The 25,416-nt window shown below is 70.0% G+C and carries 17 protein-coding genes and 1 pseudogene; 12 read left to right on the top strand and 6 right to left on the bottom strand.

Annotated features, from left to right (window positions below; all coding sequences use genetic code 11):
• Positions 1-333: 333 nt before the first annotated feature.
• Genes ACH4U7_RS20495 through ACH4U7_RS20505 form a run of 3 tightly spaced genes read left to right on the top strand, consistent with a single transcriptional unit; the run spans position 334 to position 4,345 of the window.
• Entirely contained in the window at positions 334-2,856 is a 2,523-nt protein-coding gene (locus ACH4U7_RS20495; protein WP_398529279.1) for a glycosyltransferase, read from the top strand.
• A gap of 44 nt (positions 2,857-2,900) precedes the next feature.
• On the top strand, positions 2,901-3,290 hold the full coding sequence (locus ACH4U7_RS20500; RefSeq protein WP_398529280.1) for a hypothetical protein: 390 nt from the start codon (positions 2,901-2,903) through the stop codon (positions 3,288-3,290).
• Entirely contained in the window at positions 3,287-4,345 is a 1,059-nt protein-coding gene (locus tag ACH4U7_RS20505) for a glycosyltransferase family 2 protein (protein ID WP_398529281.1), read from the top strand. The genes ACH4U7_RS20500 and ACH4U7_RS20505 overlap by 4 nt, the downstream gene beginning before the upstream one ends.
• A gap of 66 nt (positions 4,346-4,411) precedes the next feature.
• On the opposite strand, the gene ACH4U7_RS20510 is transcribed toward ACH4U7_RS20505, so the two are convergent.
• Complete coding sequence (locus tag ACH4U7_RS20510; RefSeq protein ID WP_398529282.1) at positions 4,412-7,348, bottom strand: glycoside hydrolase family 48 protein; 2,937 nt, start codon at positions 7,346-7,348, stop codon at positions 4,412-4,414.
• A gap of 432 nt (positions 7,349-7,780) precedes the next feature.
• Between ACH4U7_RS20510 and ACH4U7_RS20515 the strand changes: the two are divergent.
• From ACH4U7_RS20515 to hemC, 3 genes and pseudogenes are all read left to right on the top strand, one after another.
• A pseudogene (locus ACH4U7_RS20515) lies at positions 7,781-8,791 on the top strand (glycoside hydrolase family 5 protein); the annotation flags it as partial.
• Positions 8,788-10,188: a glycoside hydrolase family 6 protein gene (locus ACH4U7_RS20520; RefSeq protein WP_398529283.1), complete on the top strand. Its 1,401-nt coding sequence runs from the start codon at positions 8,788-8,790 to the stop codon at positions 10,186-10,188. The pseudogene ACH4U7_RS20515 and the gene ACH4U7_RS20520, both read left to right, overlap by 4 nt.
• 202 nt (positions 10,189-10,390) lie before the next feature.
• The gene (gene hemC / locus ACH4U7_RS20525) at positions 10,391-11,323 is read left to right on the top strand and encodes a hydroxymethylbilane synthase (protein WP_398529284.1); all 933 of its coding nucleotides are present in this window, start codon (positions 10,391-10,393) and stop codon (positions 11,321-11,323) included.
• A 988-nt stretch (positions 11,324-12,311) separates the two neighbouring features.
• Here hemC and ACH4U7_RS20530 read toward each other — a convergent pair.
• Positions 12,312-13,358, bottom strand: coding sequence for a LacI family DNA-binding transcriptional regulator (locus ACH4U7_RS20530; protein ID WP_398529285.1), 1,047 nt, complete (start codon positions 13,356-13,358; stop codon positions 12,312-12,314).
• A gap of 280 nt (positions 13,359-13,638) precedes the next feature.
• Between ACH4U7_RS20530 and ACH4U7_RS20535 the strand changes: the two genes are divergently transcribed.
• The 5 genes from ACH4U7_RS20535 (at position 13,639) to ACH4U7_RS20555 (ending at position 20,349) form a co-directional block, all read left to right on the top strand.
• Positions 13,639-14,976, top strand: a complete 1,338-nt coding sequence (locus ACH4U7_RS20535) for an ABC transporter substrate-binding protein (RefSeq protein WP_398529286.1) — start codon at positions 13,639-13,641, stop codon at positions 14,974-14,976.
• A gap of 7 nt (positions 14,977-14,983) precedes the next feature.
• Positions 14,984-16,009 carry a carbohydrate ABC transporter permease gene (locus ACH4U7_RS20540; protein WP_398529287.1) on the top strand — a complete coding sequence of 342 codons (1,026 nt, stop codon included), beginning with the start codon at positions 14,984-14,986 and terminating at the stop codon, positions 16,007-16,009.
• A gap of 18 nt (positions 16,010-16,027) precedes the next feature.
• The gene (locus ACH4U7_RS20545; RefSeq protein WP_398529288.1) at positions 16,028-16,963 is read left to right on the top strand and encodes a carbohydrate ABC transporter permease; all 936 of its coding nucleotides are present in this window, start codon (positions 16,028-16,030) and stop codon (positions 16,961-16,963) included.
• A gap of 145 nt (positions 16,964-17,108) precedes the next feature.
• A complete protein-coding gene (locus tag ACH4U7_RS20550; protein WP_398529289.1) occupies positions 17,109-18,512 on the top strand; it encodes a GH1 family beta-glucosidase in 1,404 nt (467 codons plus the stop codon).
• Positions 18,513-18,672: 160 nt separating this feature from the next.
• On the top strand, positions 18,673-20,349 hold the full coding sequence (locus ACH4U7_RS20555) for a cytochrome bc complex cytochrome b subunit (protein ID WP_398529290.1): 1,677 nt from the start codon (positions 18,673-18,675) through the stop codon (positions 20,347-20,349).
• Here ACH4U7_RS20555 and ACH4U7_RS20560 read toward each other — a convergent pair.
• The 3 genes from ACH4U7_RS20560 to wrbA form a co-directional block, all read right to left on the bottom strand.
• Complete coding sequence (locus ACH4U7_RS20560) at positions 20,343-21,602, bottom strand: MalY/PatB family protein (RefSeq protein ID WP_398529291.1); 1,260 nt, start codon at positions 21,600-21,602, stop codon at positions 20,343-20,345. The two genes, ACH4U7_RS20555 and ACH4U7_RS20560, sit on opposite strands and share 7 nt — an antisense overlap.
• A 58-nt stretch (positions 21,603-21,660) precedes the next feature.
• Positions 21,661-22,557, bottom strand: coding sequence for a spermidine synthase (locus tag ACH4U7_RS20565; RefSeq protein ID WP_398529292.1), 897 nt, complete (start codon positions 22,555-22,557; stop codon positions 21,661-21,663).
• Between the two features lie 143 nt (positions 22,558-22,700).
• Positions 22,701-23,312, bottom strand: coding sequence for an NAD(P)H:quinone oxidoreductase (wrbA, locus tag ACH4U7_RS20570; RefSeq protein ID WP_398529425.1), 612 nt, complete (start codon positions 23,310-23,312; stop codon positions 22,701-22,703).
• Between the two features lie 257 nt (positions 23,313-23,569).
• Here wrbA and sigJ point away from each other — a divergent pair, with 257 nt between their 5' ends.
• A complete protein-coding gene (sigJ, locus tag ACH4U7_RS20575) occupies positions 23,570-24,496 on the top strand; it encodes an RNA polymerase sigma factor SigJ (RefSeq protein ID WP_398529293.1) in 927 nt (308 codons plus the stop codon).
• A gap of 3 nt (positions 24,497-24,499) precedes the next feature.
• On the opposite strand, the gene ACH4U7_RS20580 is transcribed toward sigJ, so the two are convergent.
• Positions 24,500-25,414 (bottom strand): LysR family transcriptional regulator, encoded by a 915-nt coding sequence (locus ACH4U7_RS20580; RefSeq protein ID WP_398529294.1) that lies wholly within the window; start codon positions 25,412-25,414, stop codon positions 24,500-24,502.
• Positions 25,415-25,416: the final 2 nt, after the last annotated feature.

The following is a 25,416-nucleotide window of genomic DNA, read 5'->3' on the forward strand; positions in this document are numbered from 1 at the left end:
CGGGCGAGGGTCGTCAGCCGGGTGCGTCCACGGATGTCCCGTGGCGCGAGCGCGAGGAGAAACGCATGAACTTCGGCGTGCTCTTCTCCAGCAAGCTCGTCGTGGGCTCGCGATGCGGCAACGTCGCCGTCCCCGCGAAGTCGTCGAAGTCCTAGGTGGCAGGACCGGGTCGTCCCCGAACGGGTGCTGTTCTCCAGCCGCTGTCCTCGCTGGGCCGACCAGCGGCCAGCAGGGGCTTTGCCGCCCGGTCCGGCGCATGCGCTGGGCCGGGCGGGTGATGTAGCGCCATCGCGACGCCGCCCGGCCGACACAACGCACGGACATACTGCACGGATGTCCGAGAAGCATGGCATTCCACACCTGATCCATCAGACCTGGAAGAACGAGGACGTTCCGCACGAGTGGCGGGACTGGTCCGAATCCTGGCGCCGGCACCATCCCGACTGGGGATACCGGCTGTGGACGGACTCGGACAACCGCGCGTTCCTCGAAGAACACTACGCGTGGTTTCTGCCCGTCTACGACGGCTACCGGGAGCCGATCAAACGGGCCGACGCGATCCGCTACTTCCTCCTCGACCACTTCGGCGGGCTCTACGTCGACATGGATTTCGAGTGTCTGCGCCCGATGACCGGGCTCTTCGCCGGGAAGGAGCTCGTCCTCGGCCTCGAACCGGAGGCCCACACCCAACTGCCGGTGAGCCGCCGCGGCGGTATGCGGCGCATCGTCTGCAACGCGTTCATGGCGTCGCGGCCCGGCCATCCGTTCTGGGCGCATGTGCACCGGCAGTTGGTGGGCGCCCACACCAGGCCCGGCCCGCTGGACGCGACGGGCCCCTTCTTCCTCACCCGCGCGGTCGACAGCGCCCCCGAGGGCTGCTCCCCCGCCGTCCTGGCGGCCGACACCCTGTATCCCAAGCTGAGCCCGGCCGCCGCGGAGCTGTGCGGGCCTCGGGAGGCCGACCCGGAGCGGGCGCATGCCGTGCACCACTGGTCGGGCAGTTGGGACCGGGAGGGCTCCGGGGCTACGGGCACCCCGACCGGCCGTAAGGTCGGCTTCTGGACGAGCCAGGATCTGCAGCCCTGTGCCCATGGCACGGTCGACCTCGACGCCCAGCGCCGACGGTGGGCCGCGGGATCGCCCGCGCCGACGGTGTCCTGTCTGATGGTCACCAAGGACCGGCTGCCCCTGGCCAGGCGGGCGATCCGGTGCTTCCTCGCCCAGACCTACACCCGCGCCGAGCTGGTCGTGGTCGACGACGGCGCGGACACCGCCCTCGAGGACCACGTACGCGACCTCGCCGACGAACGGATCCGGCTGCACCGGCTGCCGCCGGAGGGGCGGACGCTGGGCGAGCTGCGCAATATCGCGGTGGACCTGGCCACCGGGTCGTACGTATGCCAGTGGGACGACGACGACCTGTACGACCCGGAACGGCTCGAAGTACAGCTGGCGGCGGTCCTCGCACTGGGCGCCACGGCGTGTTTTCTGGCCCGGGAGCGGCTGTGGTGGCCCGCGCGCCGCAAGCTGGCGGTCTCCGGGGTGCGGGTGTGGGAGGGCTCCATGCTCTGCGCGAAGGAGGCGCTTCCCCGCTATCCGGAGCAGCGGCGCGGCGAGGACTCCCCGGTCGCGGAGGCCGTGGTGCGCGGCGGACGGACGGTGTCCCTGGACGCGCCCGAGCTGTACACCTATGTGTTCCACGGGGCCAACACCTTCGACGAGCCGCACTTCACCAGCCTCTTCGACGCCGCGACCCAGCTGTGGCCCGCGGGCGGCGCCTACGCGGACCAGGTGTACGCGATGGCGGCGCGGCTGCCCCTCGACCCGGCGGACGTCCTGGAGGCGGAAACCGCCCCGGAGAACACTGCCGCCGACACCGCGGAAGACACCGCTCAAGCCACCGCCGGCAACACCGCCGACCCGCCGGCGCCCGTCCCGCACGCACGACGCACCGCCCCCGTGGACGTACGCGCGAACGCGGAGGAGGCGGAGGACGCGGCGGACGCGGAGGAGCACCCCCCGCTGCTCGTCCTCACCCCCGTCAAGGACGCCGCCGCCTTCCTCCCCCGCCACCTCGACAACCTGCGCGCCCTCGACTACCCGCGCCAGGCGCTCTCTCTGGGCCTGTTGGAGGGCGACAGCAGTGACGGCACCTGGCAGGCCCTCCAGGACGCCCTGCCCGCCCTGGAGGCGGACTTCCGGCGAGTCACCCTCGTACGGCGCCACTTCGGCCTCGGGCTCACCGGGCCGCGCTGGGCGCGGGGCGTCCAGCGGCAGCGGCGGTCGGCGCTGGCCATGGCCCGTAACCACCTCCTGTCGTGCGCCCTCGCCGACGAGCGGTGGGTGCTGTGGCTCGACGTCGATGTGACGGAGTGTCCGGCCGATCTCGTCCAGCGGCTGCTCGCCGCGCGTCAGGAGATCGTCGTCCCGCACTGCGTCACCGAGCCCGGCGGGCCCAGCTTCGATCTGAACACCTTCGTCCTGCACCCGGACGCCGACGCCCTGGACTGGGACCGCTGGCTCCGGGACGGAATCCTCCAGCCGCCCAGGGGGTTCGGCCGGAGCTATCTCGACGAGCTGCGCGGGCACGAGATGGTCCGCGTCGACGGGGTCGGCGGTACGGCCCTGCTGGTCCACGCCGATCTGCACCGCGACGGGCTGGTGTTCCCGGCCGTCCCCCACCGGCGGCTCATCGAGACCGAGGGGCTGGCCGCGCTGGCCCAGGACATGGGCGTCGGGTGCTGGGCGCTGCCCGGGGTGGAGGTGGTGCACCCCGCCCATTGGGGTGGTGGCCCGCTGAGCCAGGCAGGTGAAGCCGCCGCCGGTGGCGAATCCCGTGACATCGGGCGTCGTTAGCCCGTTGTCCGCGGACCTCTGCGGCAAGAAATTAGGAGAATCACATGAATATCGGCAAGACGGCCGCGCTGGTGACAGCGGCGGCCGGGGCAGTGATCTTCGGCGGGTCCAACGCCGGCGCGTTCCCCTGGGACAACCCCACCCAACAGGTCAACGACTGCGACTCCAAGAGCGGGGTGAGCGTCTCGGGGGCGGGGGCGGGGTCGAGCTGCCTCAACTTCGCGGAGATCTTCGGCGACCCGCACGGCGTGGTGCAACAGAACCACTGCGACTCCAGCGTCGGCGCCTCGGCCAACGTGACCATCCTCGCCCCCGCCGGCGGCTCCGAGATCGGCTCGCAGTGCGCCAACATCGCGCTCTCCGAGCAGCCGAACTTCATGGTGCCCCACCGCGGTATGCAGGGGCAGGGCGGCTACGGCAACGGGCCCCGATGACCTCGGCACCGTCCGGCCCGGAACGCGGCCCCCTGGAGGCTGGAACCCTCCCGGGGGCCGCGGCCGACCAGCCCGGCGGGCACGCCCCGGACGGCGGGCACGGCTCGGACGGCGGGCACGGCTCGCCCGGCGGGCACGGCTCGCCTCCCGTGGTCTCGGTGGTGATCCCCTGTCATGACTACGGCCACTACCTTCCGCAGGCGGTGCACAGCGTGCTGGCCCAGACCTACCCGGACTGGGAGCTCGTCGTGGTCGACGACGGCAGCACCGACGACACCGCGGCAGTGGCCCGCTCACTGATCGCCGACCACCCAGGCCGCCGCATCCGGCTGCTGCGCCAGGCCAACGCAGGGGTCTCGGCCGCCCGTAACGCGGGCATCGCGGCCACCACTGGCCGCTACGTCCTGCCGCTGGACGCCGACGACGTGATCGCCCCCACCATGCTGGAGCGGACGGTGGCGGTGCTGGACCGGAGGCCGGAGATCGCCATCGTCTCCACCGATGTCTCCGTCTTCACCGACGACGGCCTGCCCGCGCAGGCGCTTCAGCTCCCGGCGTACGACAAGGACCTGCTGCTGCGGCGGCTGATCATGTTCTACTGCTCGCTCTACCGCCGTGAGGTGTGGCGGACGGTGGGCGGCTACGCCGAGGACATGCGTACCGGGGAGGACTGGGACTTCTGGATCGCCTGCGCCGAGCGCGGCTTCACGGCCCATCACCTCCACGAGGCACTGTTCGGGGCGCGCAACAAGGACGACGGGCTGCATGTGGAGGCGGCCGAGAACGACCTGGCGGTCCGCGCCAGGATCGTGGCGGGCCACCCGGGCATGTTCAAGCCGGTCACCCGGGCCTGGGCGCGGGCCGTACTCGCCCAGGACGAGCGGGGGTGCCTGGCCGACGATCGGGTGCCCGACGACATCCTCACCCGGGCGGCCGATATGGACCAGTTTCTACGGGTGGTCATGTCGCTTCAGCGCACCGCGCGGCTACAGCACCGTCATATCCAGCGGCTGGAGCGGGCCCTGGCCGAACGGGAGATCCCGCTGCCCGTCTGAGCGCGGCGAGGGCGGGGCTCCGGAGGGGAGCCCCGCCCGTTGTGCGTGTGGGGGGTGCCGGTGGCGCTACTCGAAGAGATCCGCGTACGACCCCATCGCCAGCGCGATATCCGCCTGGGCCCAGAACCGGTGGTACGTAAAGCTCGGGACCGCCCCGCCCTTCAGATACGCCTCGACCTTGGACCAGGCCGGGTCGTTCTTGTAGAAGGACCGGATCGACATGAAGGTGGAGCTGGAGTCGACCTTGTCACCGTTCGGCATGGTGCCGGTCCAGCCGCTGGGCACATAGACCGGGTCGTCGAAGCGGTTGTAGTCGGCCCGGGTCTCGGGGACCGCGATGCCCAGGGAGTCCTGGTAGTTGTTCCACATGCCGTCCAGCAGCGCCTTCGCGGTGTCCCTGGCCTGGGTGTCGCCCGCCTTGGCGGCGTAGTAGGACAGGGTCTTGGCGTACGCGGCCGTCACGCCGACGTCGTTGGTGTAGTCGGCGACGGTGACGTGCAGGCTCGCGTTGGCGCCGGGGCTGGAGGCGTTCCAGGTGTCCGGCTGGCCGGACCACTGGAGGGTGGAGGGGATCCGGTAGGTGCCGTCCGGGTTGATCGTGGTCTTGGACAGCGCCCACTTGACCCACTTGTCCAGGACCGTCTTGGCGGAGGCGTCACCGGTGCGGTTGTAGTACTCCGCGACGCGCTCCATGGACCAGGCCTGGAAGCCGAACCACTGGTTGGACGGCGGGTCGTGGTAGACCGGCTTCTCGTCGTAGTACATGCCGTAGAAGGTGGACGCCCCCGACGGCGGTGTGGCGTAGCGGCCCTGCCAGCTGTTGGTGGCGCCGCCCGCGATGGCGCCCTCGCTGGACTGCAGCCAGCGGTAGAACTCCAGCTGCCGCTTGAGGCTGGTGGACCAGTCGGCCGCGCCGGTGGCCGACTTGGGCTTCAGATCGGCGTAGTTGGCCAGCGCCCAGGCCGCCATGGGGTTCTGGTAGCCGCCGTGGGCGTGGCTGGAGCCGATGCGCCAGGCCCAGCCCGCGGAGGTGTCGGTGGCGCCGCCCCAGGCGTAGTACCAGGACAGCAGGTAGTGGGAGCTGTTCTTGCCGCTGCCCGCCGCGCAGGAGGTCTCACCGACGCAGTTGCCGATCTTCTTGAAGTACTTGTCGTACATCGCGTAACGCAGGTAGTCGCCCATCTTGGCGGCCTTGGCCACGTTGCCCGACACCTGGCTGCCCTTGCCCTGCGCCTTGGCCCACTCGGCGGCCCAGTAGGCGGCCTGGACCACGCGGGCGTCGGCGTCCGGCGCGTTGGTGAACTTCCACTGCTTGGCGTACGAGGCGTCTCCGGTGAACAGGTCCAGATAGCCGTTCTTGCCGCCGTACTTGAAGCCGTCGCAGGTGGGCTGGGTCACGGTCTCCCAGACCGACTCCTGGGGCCCGCGCTGGAAGGTGTTGACATAGCTCGGTCCGGTGTCGCTCGGCCCCGCCTCGCACTTGCCGGGGGAGTTGCCGTAGCCGTAGACGTTGTCGACGTCCTGGATCCAGTGCATGCCATAGATGTCATCGGTGCCGTACGCGCTCTTCAGCTCGGCGGCGATGGGGTCGTTGCCGACCGAGACATTGCCGTTGAGCTGCGCGGGGTACTGGGAGGGCAGATCCCACTCGGGCGCGTAGGTGGCCGGCTTGGAGGCGTTGTAGAAGCTGTTGGTCGGCTGGTCGGCGTGGGTGGGGATCATGTACTTCTCCATGGTGTCCCACGCGCTGTTGAACTTGGACCAGTCGCCGGTGACCTTGCCGTACATCGCCTGCAGCCAGATCAGATAGCTGTACGCCTCGGAGGTCGTCTCATGGCCGTGGTCGGGGGCCTCGACGATCAGGGTCTCCACCGAGTGGTACGGGATGCCCTCGGGCGAGAAGTAGCCGGCCCCCGGAGCGGTGATCTTGTTGTAGAGATCCAGGAAGCGGGCGTCGTACGCCTTGGAGGCGGCCAGCTGGGTGACGGTGACCTCGGCCTTGGTGTGGCCGGTGGCGGTGGCGGTGAAGGTCGCCGTGCCGGTGCCGCTGTTCGCGGCGGCGACGGTCACCTGCTGGGCGGTGTCCCAGTTGGTGGGCGTGAAGGTGAGGGTGGCGCCCGAGGAGACGGTCAGGCCGGTGACGCCGGAGGTGCGGGCGACGGAGACCGTGACATCTCCGGACGGCTTGGTGGACAGCTTCAGCCCAAACGTACCGGTCTTGCCCTGCTGCACCCCGAGCTGGGCGGGGCTGGCGACGAGCGCGGGCCCGGCCGCCACACGGATGCCGACGGGGGTGGACTCGGCGGACGCGCCCTGGCTGTCATAGGCCTTGGCGTAGAGCGAGTAGTCGCCCGCGGGCACATCGGCGTAGTCGAAGGTGAACGGGGAGGTGGTGTCGGTGCCGAGGAGCTTGGTGTCGCTGTAGAACTCCACCTTGGTGACGGTCGCGCCGTCGGCGGCCGCGGCGGTGGCGGCCAGCGGGACGGTGCCGCCGGAGCTGAAGGTCGCGCCGGGGGCCGGGCTGGTCAGCACGGCGATGGGCGGCTGGTGGGCGCCCGTGCAGCTGATGCCGTTGACGGCGAAGGTGGTGGGCGCGGTGTTGGTGCCGCTGTAGCTGAACTGGGCGCCGGTCGTGACATTGCCGCCCGCCGCGATCTTCGCGTTGTGGGCGGCGTTCTTGACGGTGACGGTCTTGCCGGACTGGGTCCAGGTGCCGTTCCAGCCGTTGGCCAGCTTCTGGTCGCCCGCGTAGTCGTACGACAGGGTCCAGCCGTCGATGGCGTCCGCGCCGGGGTTGGAGATGGTGAGCTCCGCGGTGAAGCCCGAACCCCAGTCGTTCGTCTTGTAGTCGACACCGCACTGGACGGCGGCGGCGTGCGCGGGGGCCGCGCCGCCGGCGGCGGTCATGGCCACCGGGAGCGAGAGGGCGGCGGCCAGGGCGGTCACCAGTTGTCTCGTCCTCGGCCGCCGCGTCCCCGGAAGTCGCGTCTTCGGCCGTCTCATCGCCAGTCGGCGGATGAATGGTCGTGCCCCGGATAACGGCGAGCCTCGCTGTAGGCGCATCGGGGAAGTCCTCCTCGCGGGTCCGTGCGGGTGGGGGGCAGTGCGAACCAGTGGGAGCGCTCCCAAGGTTCGGGGGGACCTGAAGAGGTGTCAAGGCTTTGAACAAGATGCGCCCCTCGAACGTGTTCGACTGATAATTCTGTGAACGCCTCTGTTGACATGTGCCGCACAGGCGTTACGGTCACTTCAACCAGTGGGAGCGGTTCCAGCAGTCAGCGCCGCCTTCGGGTCACCCCGGGAGGCGCCTGGACTTCGAGGAGTCGCTCCATGCGAGCACCACCGCGTCTTTATGCCTTGGCGGCCACCGCGGCACTGACCCTCGCGGCCGCTCTGCTCCCCGTCGCGCAGGCGTCGGGGGCGGCCGCCGCCGCACCGCCGAAGCTGCACGCCTCGGGCAACAAGCTGGTCGACGAGAACGGCACCACCCGCAGACTGCTCGGCGTCAACCGCTCCGGCGGCGAGTTCATGTGCGTCCAGGGACGCGGCATCTTCGACGGCCCGGTCGACGACGCGTCCATCAAGGCCATCGCGGACTGGAAGGTGAACGCCGTCCGCGTCCCGCTCAACGAGGAGTGCTGGCTCGGTCTGTCGCATATCAACGCGGCCTACCGGGGCGCCAACTACATCAATGCGGTCAAGGACTTCGTGGCCCGGCTCGAAGCCCATGGCATCACCCCGATCGTCGAGCTGCACTGGACCCACGGCAAGTACACGGGCGGCGACAACCACTGCCCCGACACCGAGTACGCCACCTGCCAGAAGCCGATGCCGAACGCGCAGTACACCCCGGCCTTCTGGAGCTCGGTCGCCCAGACCTTCAAGGGCGACCAGGCCGTGGTGTTCGACCTGTTCAACGAGCCCTTCCCGGACCGCGCCACCACCGACCTGTCGGCGGCGTGGGCCTGCTGGCGCGACGGCGGGAAATGCCCCGGCATCGACTTCGAGGTGGCTGGGATGCAGGACCTGCTGGACGCGGTACGGGGCGCCGGCGCCAAGAACCTCGTCCTGATCCCGGGAGTCGCCTACTCCAACGACATGCGCCAATGGCTGACGCACAAGCCGAGCGACCCGGCGGGCAACCTCGCCGCCGCCTGGCACACCTACAACTTCAACACCTGCTCCAACGAGAGCTGCTGGAACGAGCAACTGGCCCCGGTCATCGGCCAGGTGCCCTTCGTGGCGGGTGAGATCGGCGAGAACACCTGCTCACACGGCTATATCGACCGGGTCATGGCCTGGCTCGACGCCAAGGGCGCCTCGTATCTGGGCTGGACCTGGAACACCTGGGACTGCTCCTCCGGCCCGTCCTTGATCAGCGATTTCAACGGCACGCCGACCGGCTTCGGCGTGGGCCTCCGTGATCACCTGAAGGGATTGTCATGAGCCGCACAGCCTCACCCCCCACCCGCCACCGCAGGGCCGCCGCACTGGCCGGCTCCGCACTGCTGGCCGCCACCGCGCTGACCGTCTCCTCCCTGAGCGGCACCGCCGCCGCCCAGGTGGACAACGGCAGAGCGGCCGCCGCCAAGGTGGACAACCCGTACGCGGGCGCCAAGGTGTATGTGAACCCCGACTGGTCCGCGAAGGCCGCCGCCGAACCCGGCGGCAGCAAGGTCTCCAACCAGCCCACCGGCATCTGGCTGGACCGCATCGCCGCCATCAACGGCACCGGTGGCGCCCGCGGTCTGCGCGCCCACCTGGACACCGCGCTGTCCCAGTCGGGCGGCAGCCCCATGGTCGTCCAGTTAGTCGTCTACGACCTGCCCGGCCGCGACTGCTCCGCGCTGGCGTCCAACGGCGAACTCGGCCCGACCGAGATCGACAAGTACAAGACCCAGTTCATCGACCCGATCGCGTCGATCCTCTCGGAGTCGAAGTACGCCAACTCCAACCTGCGGATCGTCGCCACGGTCGAGATCGACTCGCTGCCCAATCTGGTCACCAACACCGGCAGCCGTCCCACCGCGACTCCGCAGTGCGACACCATGAAGGCCAACGGCAACTATGTGAAGGGCGTCGGCTACGCCCTGAACAAGCTGGGCGCCATCGACAACGTCTACAACTACCTGGACGCCGGCCACCACGGCTGGATCGGCTGGGACGACAACTTCAACCCCACCGCCCAGATCCTCAAGCAGGCCGCGACCGCCGAGGGCAGCACGGTCGACAAGGTGGCCGGGATCATCACCAACACGGCCAACTACAGCGCGCTGAAAGAGAACAACTACACCATCAACGACAGCGTCAACGGCAAGTCCGTGCGCGAGTCGAAGTGGGTCGACTGGAACCGCTACGTCGACGAACTGTCCTACGCCCAGGCCTTCCGCCAGGAGCTGGTGAACGTCGGCTTCCCCTCCAACGTCGGCGCCCTGATCGACACCTCCCGCAACGGCTGGGGCGGCTCGGCCCGGCCGAGCGGCCCCGGTGCGAAGACGGACGTGGACACCTACGTCAACGGCGGGCGCTACGACCGCCGGATCCACGTCGGCAACTGGTGCAACCAGTCCGGCGCCGGGCTCGGTGAGCGGCCCAAGGCGGCACCCGCGTCCGGGATCGACGCGTACGTATGGATGAAGCCCCCGGGCGAGTCCGACGGCGCCAGCTCCGCCATCCCGAACGACGAGGGCAAGGGCTTCGACCGGATGTGCGACCCGACGTACACGGGCAACCCGCGCAACGGCAACAACATGTCCGGCGCGCTGGCGAACGCGCCCCTGTCCGGCCACTGGTTCTCGGCCCAGTTCCAGGAGCTGCTGAAGAACGCCTACCCCGCGCTGTGACCCGCACGCGCAGCAGCCGATAGACCGCACCAGGCACCCGCACACGACGGGGCCGGTGGACGCGCACTCGCGCTCCGCCGGCCCCGTCGGCATGCTGCTCCACCAGGTTTCTCCTTTGGTGACAATCTGTCGGAAAATGCATGCTTCTTGCGCAAGTAGGATCGAGCACCAACGAGCATGACAGCGCGAGGAGTTGCGTCGAATGAGCGACGTGGTGCGAATCGGCTCCAGGGCAAGCAAACTGGCCAGAACGCAGGTCACCGAGTGGCTGACGCCCATCACCAAACAATTTCCCGATGTCCGCTTCAAGCGGGAGGTTGTCCTCGAAGGCGGCGATCAGGACCGCGTCACGGCCACCCTCGCCGAAGTGGCGAAGACCACTGGCGGGTCTGCGTTCTCCACCAACCAGGAACAGGCTCTGATCACCGGCAGAGTCGATGTGATCGTGCAGTCTCTCAAGGACTTGCCCACAACGGTCCACGCGGGCACGACCCTGTTGGCACCCCCCGGCCCCCGCGAGGACGTTCGGGACGTGCTGTGCGGAGCCACCCTCGACACCCTTCCCCAGGGCGCTCGGGTAGGGACGGGAGCCCCACGTCGCATCGCTCAACTCCTCGCGCTCCGCCCGGACCTGGAACTCGTCCCCATTCGCGGCAACGTACCCGGACGGTTGGCCCGCACCACCAAGGGCGGCCTCCACGCGGTCGTCCTGGCCGCGGCGGGGTTGAACCGGCTCGGCCTGATGCCCGAGGTTCACCAGGTTCTGGACCCGGCCGTCTGCCCCCCGTCCCCCGGACAGGGCGCGCTCGGCATCCAGGTCCGCACCGACTCCCCGGCCGCCCGACTCCTGGCCGGAACCGGAGACCCGCAGGTCGATGCATGCGTCCGCGCCGAACGCGCCTTGCTGGCCGAACTTCACGGAGGCTGCTCCGTTCCCGTCGGGGCATGGGGCAGGATCGGACCCGACGGTCTGCTGCATCTGAACGCCGCCGTGACCTCGCTGAACGGAACCACGCAGGTCACGGCGGCCGGCAGTGGGCCGGTGGATGATCCGGAGAAGCTCGGCTACTGCATTGCCGCCGATCTCCTCGCGCAGGGCGCGGCGGGCATCCTGGCCGAGATCAGAAAGCCCTGAGCTCGCGGGGTGCGGGTGGGGGTGCGCTCCGCTGCGCTGCGCGTTGGCTGCGCCTCGCCGCGGGTTGGCTGCGCTGCGCTTCGCCCGGGCCTGTGCGCCGTCTCGCGGCATTCGGCTCACGCGGGTGCGGCTTTCGTCTCGGACCCTCCGGGTCCAAAGCGCCGGCGAGAAGGGGGAACGGGGCGGCCGACCCGGTGCCCCGATTCCTCGGCCCGGCGGGCGGCTGAGCTCAAAGAGGCTCCGCTGCGCTCCGCCGCAGCTGCTGCCGCGCGGTGGCCGACCGGTCGGTCCAGCGGTGCGCTGGGCCGGGGGCGCGGGAGCGCGACGGATGGGCGGGCACCGGAGGACGGGATCGCCCCTCCCCCCACCTGCTCTAAGAAAAACGTTTGATGCAGTACTTGATGCAGAGCAAGCATTTTTTTAAGAGCAGGTGGGGGGAAGGCCCGAACCGGACCCCTTGGGCTGGACGGCGACGAAGCCTCCGGCACCCCCGCCCCTTCCCGCTGCTGGCCGCTTTGCGCCGAAGGCGCGAGACGATGCCCGCACGCGGCGACCGGACCATGCCGCCCAACGGCACTGGCCCGTTCGTCACGCTCCCGCCCCCCGACCGAGCGCACCGCTGATCCCCTCGCCCGGCCACCGCGCGGCAGCAGCTGCGGCGGAGCGCAGCGGAGCCTCTTTGAGCTCAGCCGCCCACTGGGCCGAGGAACCAGGACAACGGACCAGCCACCCCCCTTCCCCTCCTCCTGCTGGCGATTTGGACCCGGAGGGTCCGAGACGAAACCCGCACCCGCCTGAACCGAATGCCGCGAGACGGCGCACAGGCGCAGGCGAAGCGCAGCGCAGCCCACGCGAAGCGCAGCGCAGCCCACGTGCAGCACAGCGCAGCCAACGTGCAGCACAGCGAAGCGCTCAAGCGACGATGGCGAACGCATCGCGGTGTGGTAGCCGCCGCAGATGTGGGCGGCGACGGCACCTACGACGACACCTACGACGACCCCCGCCGCACCAGCTCAGTCGGCAGCACCAGCTGCGGCCGCTTCGAGGTGCGCTCCCCCTGGGACTCGATCTCCTCCAGCAGCACCCGGACCATGGCCCGCCCCATCTCCTCCGTGGTCTGCCGGACGCTGGTCAGCGGCGGGTCCATATGGCGGGCGACGGCCGAGTCCTCGAAGCCGACGAGGGCCACGTCGTCCGGCACCCGGAGGCCCTGTTCGCGCAGCACCTGGCGGGCGCCGGCGGCCATCACGTCGGAGGCCGCGAAGACGCCGTCGAGGTCCGGGCGGCGCTCCAGCAGCTCGCGCATCGCCCGGCGGCCGCCCTCCTCGGTGAAGTCGGCGGCCACGATCAGCGCCGGGTCCACTTCCTGGCCCGCCGCCTGGATCGCCGCGCGATAGCCGTCGAGTCGGCACTGTGCCACGTACATGTCCAGCGGCCCGGTGATCGTGGCGACCGTGGCGCGCCCGCGCCCGATCAGGTGCTCGACCGCGGACTGGGCACCCCCCGTGTTGTCGCAGTCGACGTACGGCACCGATTCATGGGCGGAGCGGCGGCCGCTGAGCACCGCGGGCATCTCTATGCGCTCCAGCAGGTCGGGCAGCGGGTCGTCCGCGTGCACGGAGACCAGCAGCACCCCGTCGACCCGGTGCGCCGAAAGGTATTCGGCGAAGCGCTGGCGCTCCTTGGGGGTGCGCAGGAGGGTCAGCAGCAGCTGGAGATCGGCCTCGGCGAGCTCGGCGCCGACGCCGCGGATGATGTCCGAGAAGTAGGGCTCGGCGAAGAGCCGGGTCTCGGGCTCGGGGATCACCAGCGCGACCGCGTCGGCGCGGTTGGCGGCCAGGGCGCGGGCCACCCGGTTGGGCACGTACCCGAGCTCGGCGACGGCCTGCTCGACCGCCGTACGGGTGCGGTCGCTGACCCTCGGCGAGCCGTTGATCACCCGGGACACGGTGCCGCGGCCCACCCCCGCGCGGGCCGCGACCTCTTCGAGCGTGGGCCTCGCGCGCCCCACACCGCGCCGTCGGGTTCCTGCCATTTCGCGCCTCCAGCCGTCCGGTACACCGAGCAGAACCACCCCGCGTGGGGAGCTGTTGGGCCATTCAACAGCAGGAGTGGGACCGAAAAGTTTCCGCATGCTCCCTTGACACCCCAGCGGGGAGCCGCAACCCTTCAACACATCAACCTGGGAGCGCTCCCACAGTAGCTGAGCCATACATAACCCGCACGTTGCCCGCCCGCGCCGATGCACCACAAACCCCCATGCAATGCCACCTTTTGGCCGGGACCGGTACGTCAGGGCGTCAAGGAGGACGCGAATGTTCAGAAGTTCTGGTACGTACCGACGGCGGGCGGTGACCCTCGCGGCCGTGGCGGCGCTCGGTGCAGGGTTACTCGCGGGCTGCGCCGACGACAGCGATGACGAGACCGGCTCATCCGGCGGTGGCAAGGGCGGCAACAAGGGCGGGACGACGATCACGGTCGGCACCTTCGGCGTCTTCGGCTACAAGCAGGCCGGGCTTTATGACGAGTACATGAAGCTCCACCCCGATATCAACATCGAGGAAACGTCGATCGAGCGGAACGAGAACTACTATCCGCAGCTGCTGACCCACCTGGGCGCGGGCAGCGGCCTGGCCGATATCCAGGCCATCGAGATCGCCAATATCACGGAGATCACCACCACCCAGGCCGACAAGTTCGTCGACCTCTCCAAGGCGCCCGGGGTCAAGAAAGAGAACTGGCTCGACTGGAAGTGGGCCCAGGGCACCACCGAGGACGGCAAGACGATCGGTCTGGGCACCGATATCGGCCCGATGGCCGTCTGCTACCGCAAGGACCTCTTCCAGCAGGCCGGGCTGCCCACCGACCGCAACGAGGTCGCCAAGCTGTGGGCGGGCGACTGGAACAAGTACATCGAGACCGGCAAGCGGTACATGAAGAAGGCGCCGGGCGACACCACCTTCGTGGACTCCGCCGGCGGTGTCTACAACGCGGTGATCTCGAGCAACGCCAAGCGCTACTACGACGAGAGCGGCAAGGTCATCTACAAGGACAGCCCGGCCGTGAAGGAGGCGTGGAACCTCGCGACCACCGCGTCCAAGGACAAGCTGACCGCCAAGCTCCAGCAGTTCCAGAAGTCCTGGGACCAGGCCTTCTCGAACGCCAAGTTCGCCACCGTCTCCTGCCCGCCATGGATGCTCGGCCACATCAAGGAGAAGGCCGGGGACAAGGCCAAGGACAAGTGGGACGTGGCCGCGGCCCCCAAGCCCGGCAACTGGGGCGGTTCCTTCATCGGCGTGCCGAAGGCGTCCAAGCACCAGGAAGAGGCGATGAAGCTCGCCGCCTGGCTGACCGCGCCCGAGCAGCAGGCCAAGGTCTTCGAGAAGCAGGCCAGCTGGCCGAGCTCCCAGGCCTCGTACAGTCTGCCGGCGGTGGCCGACGCCAAGCACCCGTACTTCGGCAACGCGCCCACCGGCAAGATCTTCGCCGAGGCCGCGAAGGGCATCCCGACCCAGGTCCTCGGTCCCAAGGACCAGATCATCGGGTCGAACATCGCCGACATCGGGCTGCTCCAGGTGGACCAGCAGGGCAAGTCCCCCAAGGACGCCTGGAAGGCCGCCACCAAGACGATCGACAACGCACTGGACCAGTGAGCCCGGGATGACACCCCCTTCCGGTTTCACTGCTGGTACGGCCGCGCCCCCCACAGGGCAGGGGGGCGCGGCCCCGCGCGCCGTGGCCGCCAAGGCCCCCGATCCGGGTGAGGAGCGGCGGCGCGCCCGACGCAGCCGCCGCTACCGCTGGGACATCAAGTACTCCCCGTACGCCTTCGTCGCCCCGTTCTTCCTCTTCTTCGCGGCCTTCGGGCTCTTCCCGCTGCTCTACACGGGCTGGGCCTCGCTGCACCGGGTGGAGCTCACCGACCCCACCCATATGGAGTGGGCGGGGTGGCACAACTACTCCCGGCTGTGGGACGACGAATTCTTCTGGAACGCGCTGCAGAACACCTTCACCATCGGGGTGATCTCGACCGTTCCGCAGCTGCTGATGGCGCTGGGCCTCGCGCATCTGCTGAACTACAAGCTGCGCGGCTCGATGTTCTTCCGGGTGGCGATCCTCACCCCGTACGCCACCTCGGTGGCCGCCGCGACGCTGGTGTTCGTGCTGCTCTTCGGGCGCGACTACGGCATGATCAACTGGGCGCTCGGGCTGGTCGGGATCGACAACATCGACTGGCAGAACGGCACCTGGACCTCGCAGTTCGCGGTGTCCACCATCGTCATCTGGCGGTGGACCGGCTACAACGCGCTGATCTATCTGGCCGCCATGCAGGCCGTGCCCAGCGATCTGTACGAGTCGGCGGCGCTGGACGGCGCCTCGCGCTGGCAGCAGTTCATCAACGTCACCATCCCCTCGCTGCGGCCCACGATCCTCTTCACGGTCGTGGTCTCGACGATCGGGGCCACCCAGCTCTTCGGTGAGCCGCTGCTGTTCAACGGCGGCGCCGGGGCCTCCGGAGGGCCCGATCACCAGTACCAGACGCTCGGCCTGTACCTGTACGAGCAGGGCTGGGTGAACCTCCACCTCGGCCGGGCCTCCGCGATCGCCTGGACGATGTTCCTGATCCTGCTGCTGATCGCCGCCGCCAACGCGATCGTGGCCCGTCGGCTGCGCAAGAGCCAGTGAGTTGCCCGAGGGAGAACCATGAGCGCTGTTATCTCTTCCGGTAGGGCCGCCAAGGCCACCGAGGGCGGGGGGAGCCCGGACAGGAAGGCCAGAAAGGCGAGAAGAGGGGACAAGAGGGCCAAGGGCGCCGGCCGGCAGCTGCACGGTGGCAAGATCACCTATGCCGTGCTGATCCTGTTCACCATCGGCTCGCTCTTCCCGCTGGTGTGGACGGCCATCGCCGCCTCCCGCACCAGTACCCGGCTCGCCGAGACGCCACCGCCCTTCTGGTTCGGCGGCAATCTCTTCAAGAACCTTGACGCGGCGTGGAACGACGTCAACATGGGCTCCGCGCTGCTCAACACCACCATGGTGGCCGGGACCATCGCGGCGGGCACCGTGCTGTTCTCGACCATCGCCGGCTTCGCGTTCGCCAAGCTGCGCTTCCGGTTCAAGAACCTGCTTCTGATGCTGACCATCGGGACGATGATGGTGCCGCCCCAGCTGAGCGTGGTCCCGCTGTACATGGCCATCGCCAAGCTGGAGTGGACCGACCAGTTGCAGGCGGTCATCCTGCCCACGCTGGTCAGCGCCTTCGGGGTGTTCTTCATGCGGCAGTATCTGACCCAGGCGCTGCCGACCGAGCTGATCGAGGCCGCGCGGGTGGACGGCGCCAGCAGTCTGCGGATCATCTGGCACATCGTCTTCCCGGTGGCGCGTCCGGCCATGGCCGTACTGGGTATGCTCACCTTCGTCCAGGCGTGGAACGACTTCTTCTGGCCCATCATCGCCCTCACTCAAGCCGGCAACCCGACCGTGCAGGTGGCCCTGACGGGCCTCGGCCGCGGCTATACCGTCGACCAGTCGCTGATCATGGCTGGGGCGCTGCTCGGTACCCTGCCGCTGCTGATCGCCTTCGTGCTCTTCGGCAAGCAGATCGTCGGAGGCATCATGCAGGGCGCGGTCAAGGGCTGACGGCCCGCAAAGCGCCCTGCCCCACCAGGCCCGGCGCGCCGGTCACGACCTGGCCGGCGCGCCGTGACCCACCCGTACCGTCTCACCTCACCCAAGATCACCCTCCCTTCCGCCCCGCACCACAACATCGAATGGGAGCGCTTCCATGACGCTGACCTTCCCGCCCGGCTTCCTGTGGGGTTCGGCCGCCGCCTCCTACCAGGTCGAGGGCGCCGCACAGGAGGACGGCCGCACCCCGTCCATCTGGGACACCTTCAGCCATACGCCCGGCAAGACGCTCGGCGGCGACACCGGTGACATCGCCATCGACCAGTACCACCGCTTCCGTGACGACGTCCGCCTGATGTCCGAGCTGGGCATGGGCGCGTACCGCTTCTCGGTCTCCTGGTCCCGCGTCCAGCCCACCGGCCGCGGGCCCGCCGTGCAGCGCGGGCTCGACTTCTACCGCTCGCTGGTCGACGAGCTGCTGGCGGCCGGGATCCAGCCGGCGCTGACCCTCTACCACTGGGATCTGCCCCAGGAGCTGGAGAACACCGGCGGCTGGCCGGAGCGCGAGACCGCCGAGCGGTTCGCCGAGTACGCCGGGATCGTGGCCGAGGCGCTGGGCGACCGCGTCGAGTTCTGGATCACCCTCAACGAGCCGTGGTGCAGCGCGTTCCTCGGCTATGGCTCCGGGGTGCACGCCCCGGGCCGCACCGAACGGCTCGCCCCGCTGCGCGCCGCCCACCACCTCAACCTCGCCCACGGCCTCGGCGCCCAGGCGCTGCGCGCCGCGCTGCCCGCCCGCGCCCAGATCGCCATCAGCCTCAACCCGGCGGTGGTCAGGCCGCTCACCCAGCAGCCCCAGGACCTGGACGCGCAGCGGCGCATCGACGCGCTCGCCAACCGGGTCTTCTCGGGCCCGCTGCTGCGCGGCGCCTATCCGAGTGACCTGATCGCGGACACCGCCGCCATCACCGACTGGTCCTTCGTACGGGACGGCGACCTCGCCGTCATCAAGCACCCCCTCGACGCACTGGGCATCAACTACTACACGCCCTCCCTGGTGTCGGCCGCCACCGGCGACGGGCCCGCGACCCGCAACGACGGCCACGGCGCCAGCGAGCACTCCCCCTGGCCGGGCTCGGAGCGGGTGGCCTTCCACCAGACGCCGGGCGAGCGCACCGAGATGGGCTGGACGGTCGACCCGACCGGGCTGCACGAGCTGCTGATGCGCTACACCCGCGAGGCGCCGGGCGTACCGCTGTACATCACCGAGAACGGCGCCGCCTACGACGACAAGCCGGACGCGGACGGTGTGGTCCACGACCCGGAGCGGATCGACTATCTGCGCGCCCATCTGGCCGCCGCCCACCGCGCCATCGCGGACGGCGCCGATCTGCGCGGCTACTTCCTGTGGTCGCTGATGGACAACTTCGAGTGGGCGTACGGCTACAGCAAGCGGTTCGGCGCGGTCTACGTCGACTACCCGACCCAGACCCGCGTGCCCAAGGCCAGCGCCCACTGGTACGGGCAGGTGGCCCGTACGGGTGAGGTAGCGGACGTGTAGGCCCCAGGGACCCGGTCGCGCCCGGCGACCGGGTCGAGCCCGTACCGGCATACGGGCGTGCCTTTCCTCCGTACGGCCTACGCGGGCCCGCCGCGCATGGTCGCCGAGCGGAATGTGCTGGTAAATCTGGCATATCCAGACTCGGTGACGAGGGTGAGGCATGAGAGCAGAACCGGGGCGCCGACCGACCGCACACGAAGCCGGACCCAGCCGGACCCGGGGCCGGGTCGGCAAGGGGGAAGCTCTCGCCGACTGGTTCGACGGGCGAATCGGCCTTTTCAAGATGGGCAAGGCCCAGCTGAGAAAGGTCTTCCCGGACCACTGGTCCTATCTGATCGGCGAAATCGCCCTCTACTCATTTCTCATCATCATTCTGACCGGCGTCTACCTCACCATGTTCTTCGAACCCAGCATGGGCGAGGTCGTCTATCACGGCTCATACGCGCCCATGGACGGCATCCGCATGTCCGAGGCGTTTGAGTCCACCCTGAACATCAGCTTCGATGTGCGCGGCGGACTGCTCATGCGGCAGATCCACCACTGGGCGGCGATCATCTTCGTGGCGAGCATGCTCGTCCATATGATGCGCACCTTCTTCAACGGCGTCTTCCGCAAACCGCGCGAAATCAACTGGCTCTCCGGCGCCGGCCTGCTGATCCTCGGCATGTTCGACGGATTCCTCGGCTACTCCCTGCCCGACGATCTGCTCTCGGGTACGGGCATGCGCTTTTTGGAGGGCGCGGTGCTGTCGGTGCCGATCGTCGGCACCTATCTGACGATGTTCATTTTCGGCGGACAGTTCCCCGGCGACATCATCGTTCCGCGGCTTTTCACCTTCCACGTACTGCTGCTCCCCGGCATCATGCTCGGTCTGCTCGCGGTCCATATGATCCTGCTCGTCTACCACAAGCACACCCACAACATCGGGCCGGGCAGAAGGGACACGAATATCGTCGGGCCGCCCCTGTGGCCCATCTATGTCGCCAAGTCCGGCGGTTTCTTCTTTCTCGTCTTCGGCGCCCTCGTCATCATGTCGGCCATCGCCCAGGTCAACCCGGTCTGGCTGTACGGCCCCTACCGGCCCGACCAGGTGTCCACCGACGCCCAGCCCGACTGGTACATGGGCTTCTCCGAGGGCCTGATCCGTGTGATGCCCGGCTGGGAGATCAATCTGTGGGGCCACACTCTGGTCCTCGGGGTCTTCATCCCCCTGGTGATCTTTCCGCTGGTGCTGCTGGCCATCTGGCTCTACCCGTTCATCGAGGCGTGGATCACCGGCGACAAGCGCGAGCACCACCTCAACGAACGCCCCCGCAACGCCCCGTCCCGCACCGCCTTCGGGGCCGCCTGGATCGGGCTGTACGTGGTCCTGCTGGTCGAGGGCGGCAACGACCTTTTCGCCACGCACTTCGACCTGTCGCTGAACGCCGTCACCTGGGGCAACCGGATCGCCTTCTTCGTGGTGCCGGTGATCGTCTTCATCGTGACCAAGCGGTGGTGCATCGGCCTTCAGCGGCGGGACCGGGAGAAGGTGCTGCACGGCCGCGAGACCGGCATCATCAAGCGCCTCTCACACGGTGAGTACGTCGAGATCCACGAGCCGCTGACCCAGGCCGAGCGGTACACCCTGGTCGCCCACGACCAGCCCGTCCCCATCGAAGCGCCCGCGGAGGTCGACGAGGCCGGGGTCCCCCGGAAGGTCTCCCGGAGGGAGAAGCTGCGCGCCAGGCTGTCCCGCAGCTATTTCGGCCCGCGCGGGCAGATCCCCAAGGCGACGGTGGAGGAGTACCGGGAGCACCACCACGAGGAGCCCGAGGAGCGCGAACCGGCTCACTGAGCCGAGGGCCCGCCGCGCCGGCGCACCGCCCTTCCCATCCTGGTCAGCGCCTCGCGCAGGATGTCCGGTGAGGTCGCGAAGTTGAGCCGTACGCACCCCGCGCCGCCGGAGCCGAACACATGTCCTGAGCTGAGGGCGACTCGGGCCTCGTCCAGGAACATCTTCGCGGGTCCGGCCATATCGCTCACCACGCCGGGGCCGTCGGCCTGCTGATCGCCGTGCAGTCCAAAACCGGTGCAGTCCAGCCAGGCGAGGTAGGTGGCCTGGGGCGGGTGATACCGCACCTCGGGGAGGTGTTCTTCGACAAGCTGCCCCAGCAGGCTCCGGTTGGCGTCGAGCCCGAGCAGCAGTTCGTCGAGCCAGTCCCCGCCGTCACGGAAGGCCGTGGTGTGGGCGATGATCCCCAGATGGCTGGGGCCGTGACCGACCTCTTCGGGCATACGCCGAAGGTCGTCGGCGGCCTCGGCGCCCGCGATGGCCACGGCGGCCTTGAGCCCGGCGAGGTTCCATGCCTTGGACGCGGAGGTCAGCGCGAAGGCGTTCTCGGATCCCGGGACGCTGAGAAACGGGGTGAAGGCGGCCCCGGGCAGCACCACAGGCGCGTGGATCTCATCGGACACCACCCTCACCCCGTGCTCCCGGGCGAGCCGCGCGACCGCCTCCAGCTCCTCGCGGGTGTGGACGACACCGGTCGGGTTGTGCGGGTTGCTCATGAGGAACGCGGCGCGGCGGCCGTGGCTCCGCGCCCGTACGAACGCCTCTTCCAGTGCGTCGAGGTCGATCCGCAGATCCGGACCGAGCCGCGCCTCGACGACATGCCTGGCGTCGTGGGAGACGAACGCGTAGAAGGGCGGGTACACCGGCGAACACACGACGACGGCGTCCCCGGGGTCGGTTATCAGCCGGAGCACTTCGACGATGCCCAGCATGACGTCCGGCACGATCGCCGTGTGCTCGATCCGCAGTCCGTCCCACTGCCACCGCTTCCGGGCGAACTCCGCCAGAGCCTCGGCGTAGGCGGTCCCGTACGGGTAGCCGGTGTCGCCGGCGTCGATCGCGGTGTGCAGCGCTTCGGCGACGGGGGGAGCCAGCGGCACATCCATCTCCGCCACCCACAGCGGAAGCACGTCCTCGGGGTGCGCCCGCCACTTCATGCTGGTGCGCTTGCGCAACTGCTCCAGAGACAGCCGCGCCAGGGGGTCGGTCCGAGTGTTCTGCGACGCCTGAGAATCCGCACGCTTCATGCGATCCATCACACCACGCTCCCCTGTCCGCGAAGAGGGCTGTGCGCCGACCCGGTCGGTCGCCCGGTCAGTCGAAGACCTCCGGCGGCGGCGCCGGGGAGGGCGCGGCGGTCGCGTCGGTGACCGGGGCCGCGCCGCCGGTGAAGTCCGCGAGCGCGCGGCCGTGTTCGGTCCGCGCCGGGTGGGGGTCCCCGGCGGCGCGGCGGGTGAGCTCGGCGAGGGGCAGCTCGCGGTCGGCGGCCAGCAGCACGGCGTTGCCGAAGCGGCGGCCGCGCAGCACGGCGGGGTCGGCGGTCAGCGACAGCTGCGCGAACGCCGCACGCGCGGTGGCGACCTGGGCGCGCAGATGGGCGAGCGGCGGGCCGTCCGCGATATTGGCGGCGTACAGCCCGTCGGGGCGCAGCACCCGGCGCACCTCGGCCAGGAACTCCACGCTGGTGAGATGGGCCGGGGTGCGGGCCCCGCTGAAGACATCGGCGATGATCAGGTCGGCCCAGCCGTCGGGCACCTTGCCAAGACCCGCCCGCGCGTCCGCACCGCGCACCCGGATCCGGTCGGCGGGGCTCAGCGGCAGTTCGCGCCGTACGAACTGGACGAGCGGCGCGTCGACCTCGACCACCTGCTGGGTGGAGCGGGGCCGGGTCGCCGCGATATAGCGGGCGAGCGTGAAGGCGCCGCCGCCGAGGTGGACGGCGTGGACCGGGCGGCCGGGCGGGGCGGCGAGATCGGCGATATGGCCGAGTCGGCGCTGGTACTCGAAGTCCAGATACGACGGGTCGTCGAGGTCCACATGCGACTGCGGCTTGCCGTCCACCAGCAGGGTCCAGGCGCGCGGCCGGTCCCGGTCGGGCACCAGCTCGGCGAGCCCGCCGTCCACCGGCGCGGCGACCGGCTCCAGGGCACGCCCCCGCGCCGGCCCCCGCTCCCGCGTGGCCGTCGCCCGCTTCCGTACGCCCTTCGCCATGCGCTCCAGTATGCGATGGGCGGTACGGATCACCGGCGGCGGCCGGTCACCGGCGCCCGCCCTCGCGGAGGCGACCGCCCTCGCGGAGGCATTCGCCCTCGCGGAGGCGTTCGCCGGGGCGAGGGAACGGCATCGTGCTGGGTTCAGGCCGCGCGGCCGGCCTTGAGGGCGGCGGCGATGTCGACGACCCTGCGGGCCTGGTGGCGGGCCGCGTTCAGGGCCACCTCGCCGGGCGCGCCGTCGCCGGCCACATGCGAGGTGCCGTAGGGGTTGCCGGACTGGAACTGGACGGGGTCCGTGTAGCCGGGCGGCACGATGATGCCGCCCCAGTGGTAGAAGGTGTTGCCCAGGGCCAGGAGGGTGGACTCCTGTCCGCCGTGGGCGGTGTTGGAGGCGGTGAAGGCCGAGTACGCCTTGTCGGCCAGACCGCCCTGGAACCACAGGCCGCCGAGGGTGTCGATGAACGCCCTCAGCTGGCCGGCCGGGTTGCCGAACCGGGTGGGGGCGCCCAGCAGCACCGCATCGGCCCACTCCATGTCGTCGGCGGTGGCCAGGGGCACATCGGCGGTGTCGGCAAGGTGCTGGGCCCATTCCTGCCGGGATTCGACCGCCTCGGGCGGGGCCGTCTCGGCGACCCTGCGCAGCCGCACCCGCGCACCGGCCTTCTCCGCGCCGTCCGCGATGGCCTGCGCCAGGGCGTACACGGTGCCGGTGGAGCTGTAGTAGATGATCGAAACGTGGACGGGTTCCATGATCGGTGTTCTTCCTCCGCGGATTGTCTCCGGTGGGGCCGCCCGTGCCGGGGTCGTGGACGGGCCCGGGCGTGGCCACCGGCGAAACGGTGTCGGTCTGCCTCCTACGACTCGACAGCCCTCCGGAATGTGAGGCGGCGCCCTGCCCTCAGGCGCCCTGCCCTCAGGCGCCTTGACCTCAGGCGCTTCGACCTCACATTCCGCAGGGCCGACCGGTCATACGACTGGGAACCGTTGCGACGAAGGAAGATGAGAGGGCCATGACCATCCAGCCCGAACCGGGCGACAGCCGTCTCGATCCGCATCTGAGCGTGATCGTCAGCGAGCGGCGCCGACTGCTCAACCTCGCCTACCGCCTCCTCGGCTCCCTGTCCGAGGCCGAGGACGTCGTCCAGGAGACCTACGCCCGCTGGTATGCGATGTCCCGCCCGCAGCAGCAGGCCGTCGAATCGGTCGGCGCCTGGCTGACGACGGTCGCCAGCCGTATCTGCCTGAGCCTGCTCGGCTCGGCCCGGGCGCGGCGGGAGCGCTATGTGGGCGAGTGGGTTCCCGAGCCGGTGCCGGAGCCCGCCGAATGGATCACCGGGCGGCCGGGGGACACCACCGGCGACCCGGCCGACCGCATCACGCTCGACGAGTCGGTCAACATGGCCTTCCTCGTCGTACTCGAAGCGATGACCCCGGCCGAACGCGTCGCGTTCATCCTGCACGACGTCTTCCGCTACCCCTTCGCCGAAGTGGCCGACATCGTCGGCCGCACCCCGGTGGCCTGCCGCCAGCTGGCATCCTCGGCCCGCCGCCGTATCCGGGCCGCGCAGGCTCCCGCGCCCCCGACGGCCCAGCAGGCCCGTATCGTCAGGGACTTCAAACAGGCATGGGAAGCCAAGGACGTCAACGCGCTCATCGGCCTCCTCGACCCCGACGCCGCCGCCACCGGTGACGGCGGCGGAGTCGTCACGGCCTCGCTCGACCCGATCGAGGGCGCCGAGCGGATCGCCCGCTTCCTCACCGGTCGGGCCGGTGCGGCCCGGCTGACGGTCCGGGAGTGCACGGTGAACGGCCGGCCCGGTCTGGTGGCTCAGTCCGACGGCGTCACCGTGTCGGTGTACGCGTTCGACGTCGTGGGCGACCGGATCAAGCGCATCTGGGCCGTACTCAACCCCGACAAGCTCCGCCCCTGGACGTGATCCTCACGCGGGCGCTCCCCCGCCGTTCCAGTCCCAGCCGGCGATCCCGTCGCGCATCAGCCGGGCCGCGGCCGACAGATGGCCGGAGGCGGGCCGGACGAGGGTGAGGGTGCGGCGGCAGTCGGGGCTGTCGATATCGGCCCAGGCCACGGGGACGCGCTCGGCGAGGCGGCGGGCGAAGGCCGGGTTGAGACCGATGCCGAGCCCGGCGCTGATCAACTCCTGGATGGCGCCGGGCTCATCGCCCTCGCAGACGATCCGCGGCACCAGGCCGCGCCCGGCGAACAGCCGCTCCAGCAGCCGCCGCAGCCAGTGCCCCTGATGGGTCGTGATGAAGGGCTCGTCGGCGAGCTCGTCGATGCCCACCGAGGCGCGGCCGGCCAGTGGATGGCCGAGCGGCACGGCCAGCACCACCGGCTCGTCGAGCAGCCGGACCGTCTCCAGCTCCAGGTCGTCGGCGGGAATCGGCTGCGAGGCGACGCACAGGTCCACCTCCTGGGCGCGCAGCCGGCGGGCCATCTCCTCGACGGGCATCTGGTAGAGCTCGATCTCGATGGACGGGTGGGCGCGTTTGAAGGCGGCGAGCGGTCCGGTGAGGGCGAGGAAGGTCTCCGAGGCGAGGCGGACGGTGCCGAACCCCTCGCCGACGGTCTCCGCGACGGCCCGCCGCCCCGCTTCCAGTTCACCGAGGGAGCGCTCGACATGGGCGCGGAAGACCCGCCCCGCGTCGTTGAGCCGCAGCCGTCCGGCCCGGTCGAAGAGCGGGGTGCCCAGCTCGGCCTCGAGCCGGGCGATGGTGCGGCTCAACGACGGCTGAGCGATGCGCAGTTCTCCGGCCGCGCGGCTGAGGTGCTCCAGCCGCGCCACGACCAGGAACTGTCTGAGCATGGTGAGGTCCACGGCCCTGCCCCTCTCCATTT

The sequence above is a fragment of the Streptomyces sp. NPDC020845 genome (genome assembly GCF_044334165.1).
GTDB lineage: Bacteria > Actinomycetota > Actinomycetes > Streptomycetales > Streptomycetaceae > Streptomyces.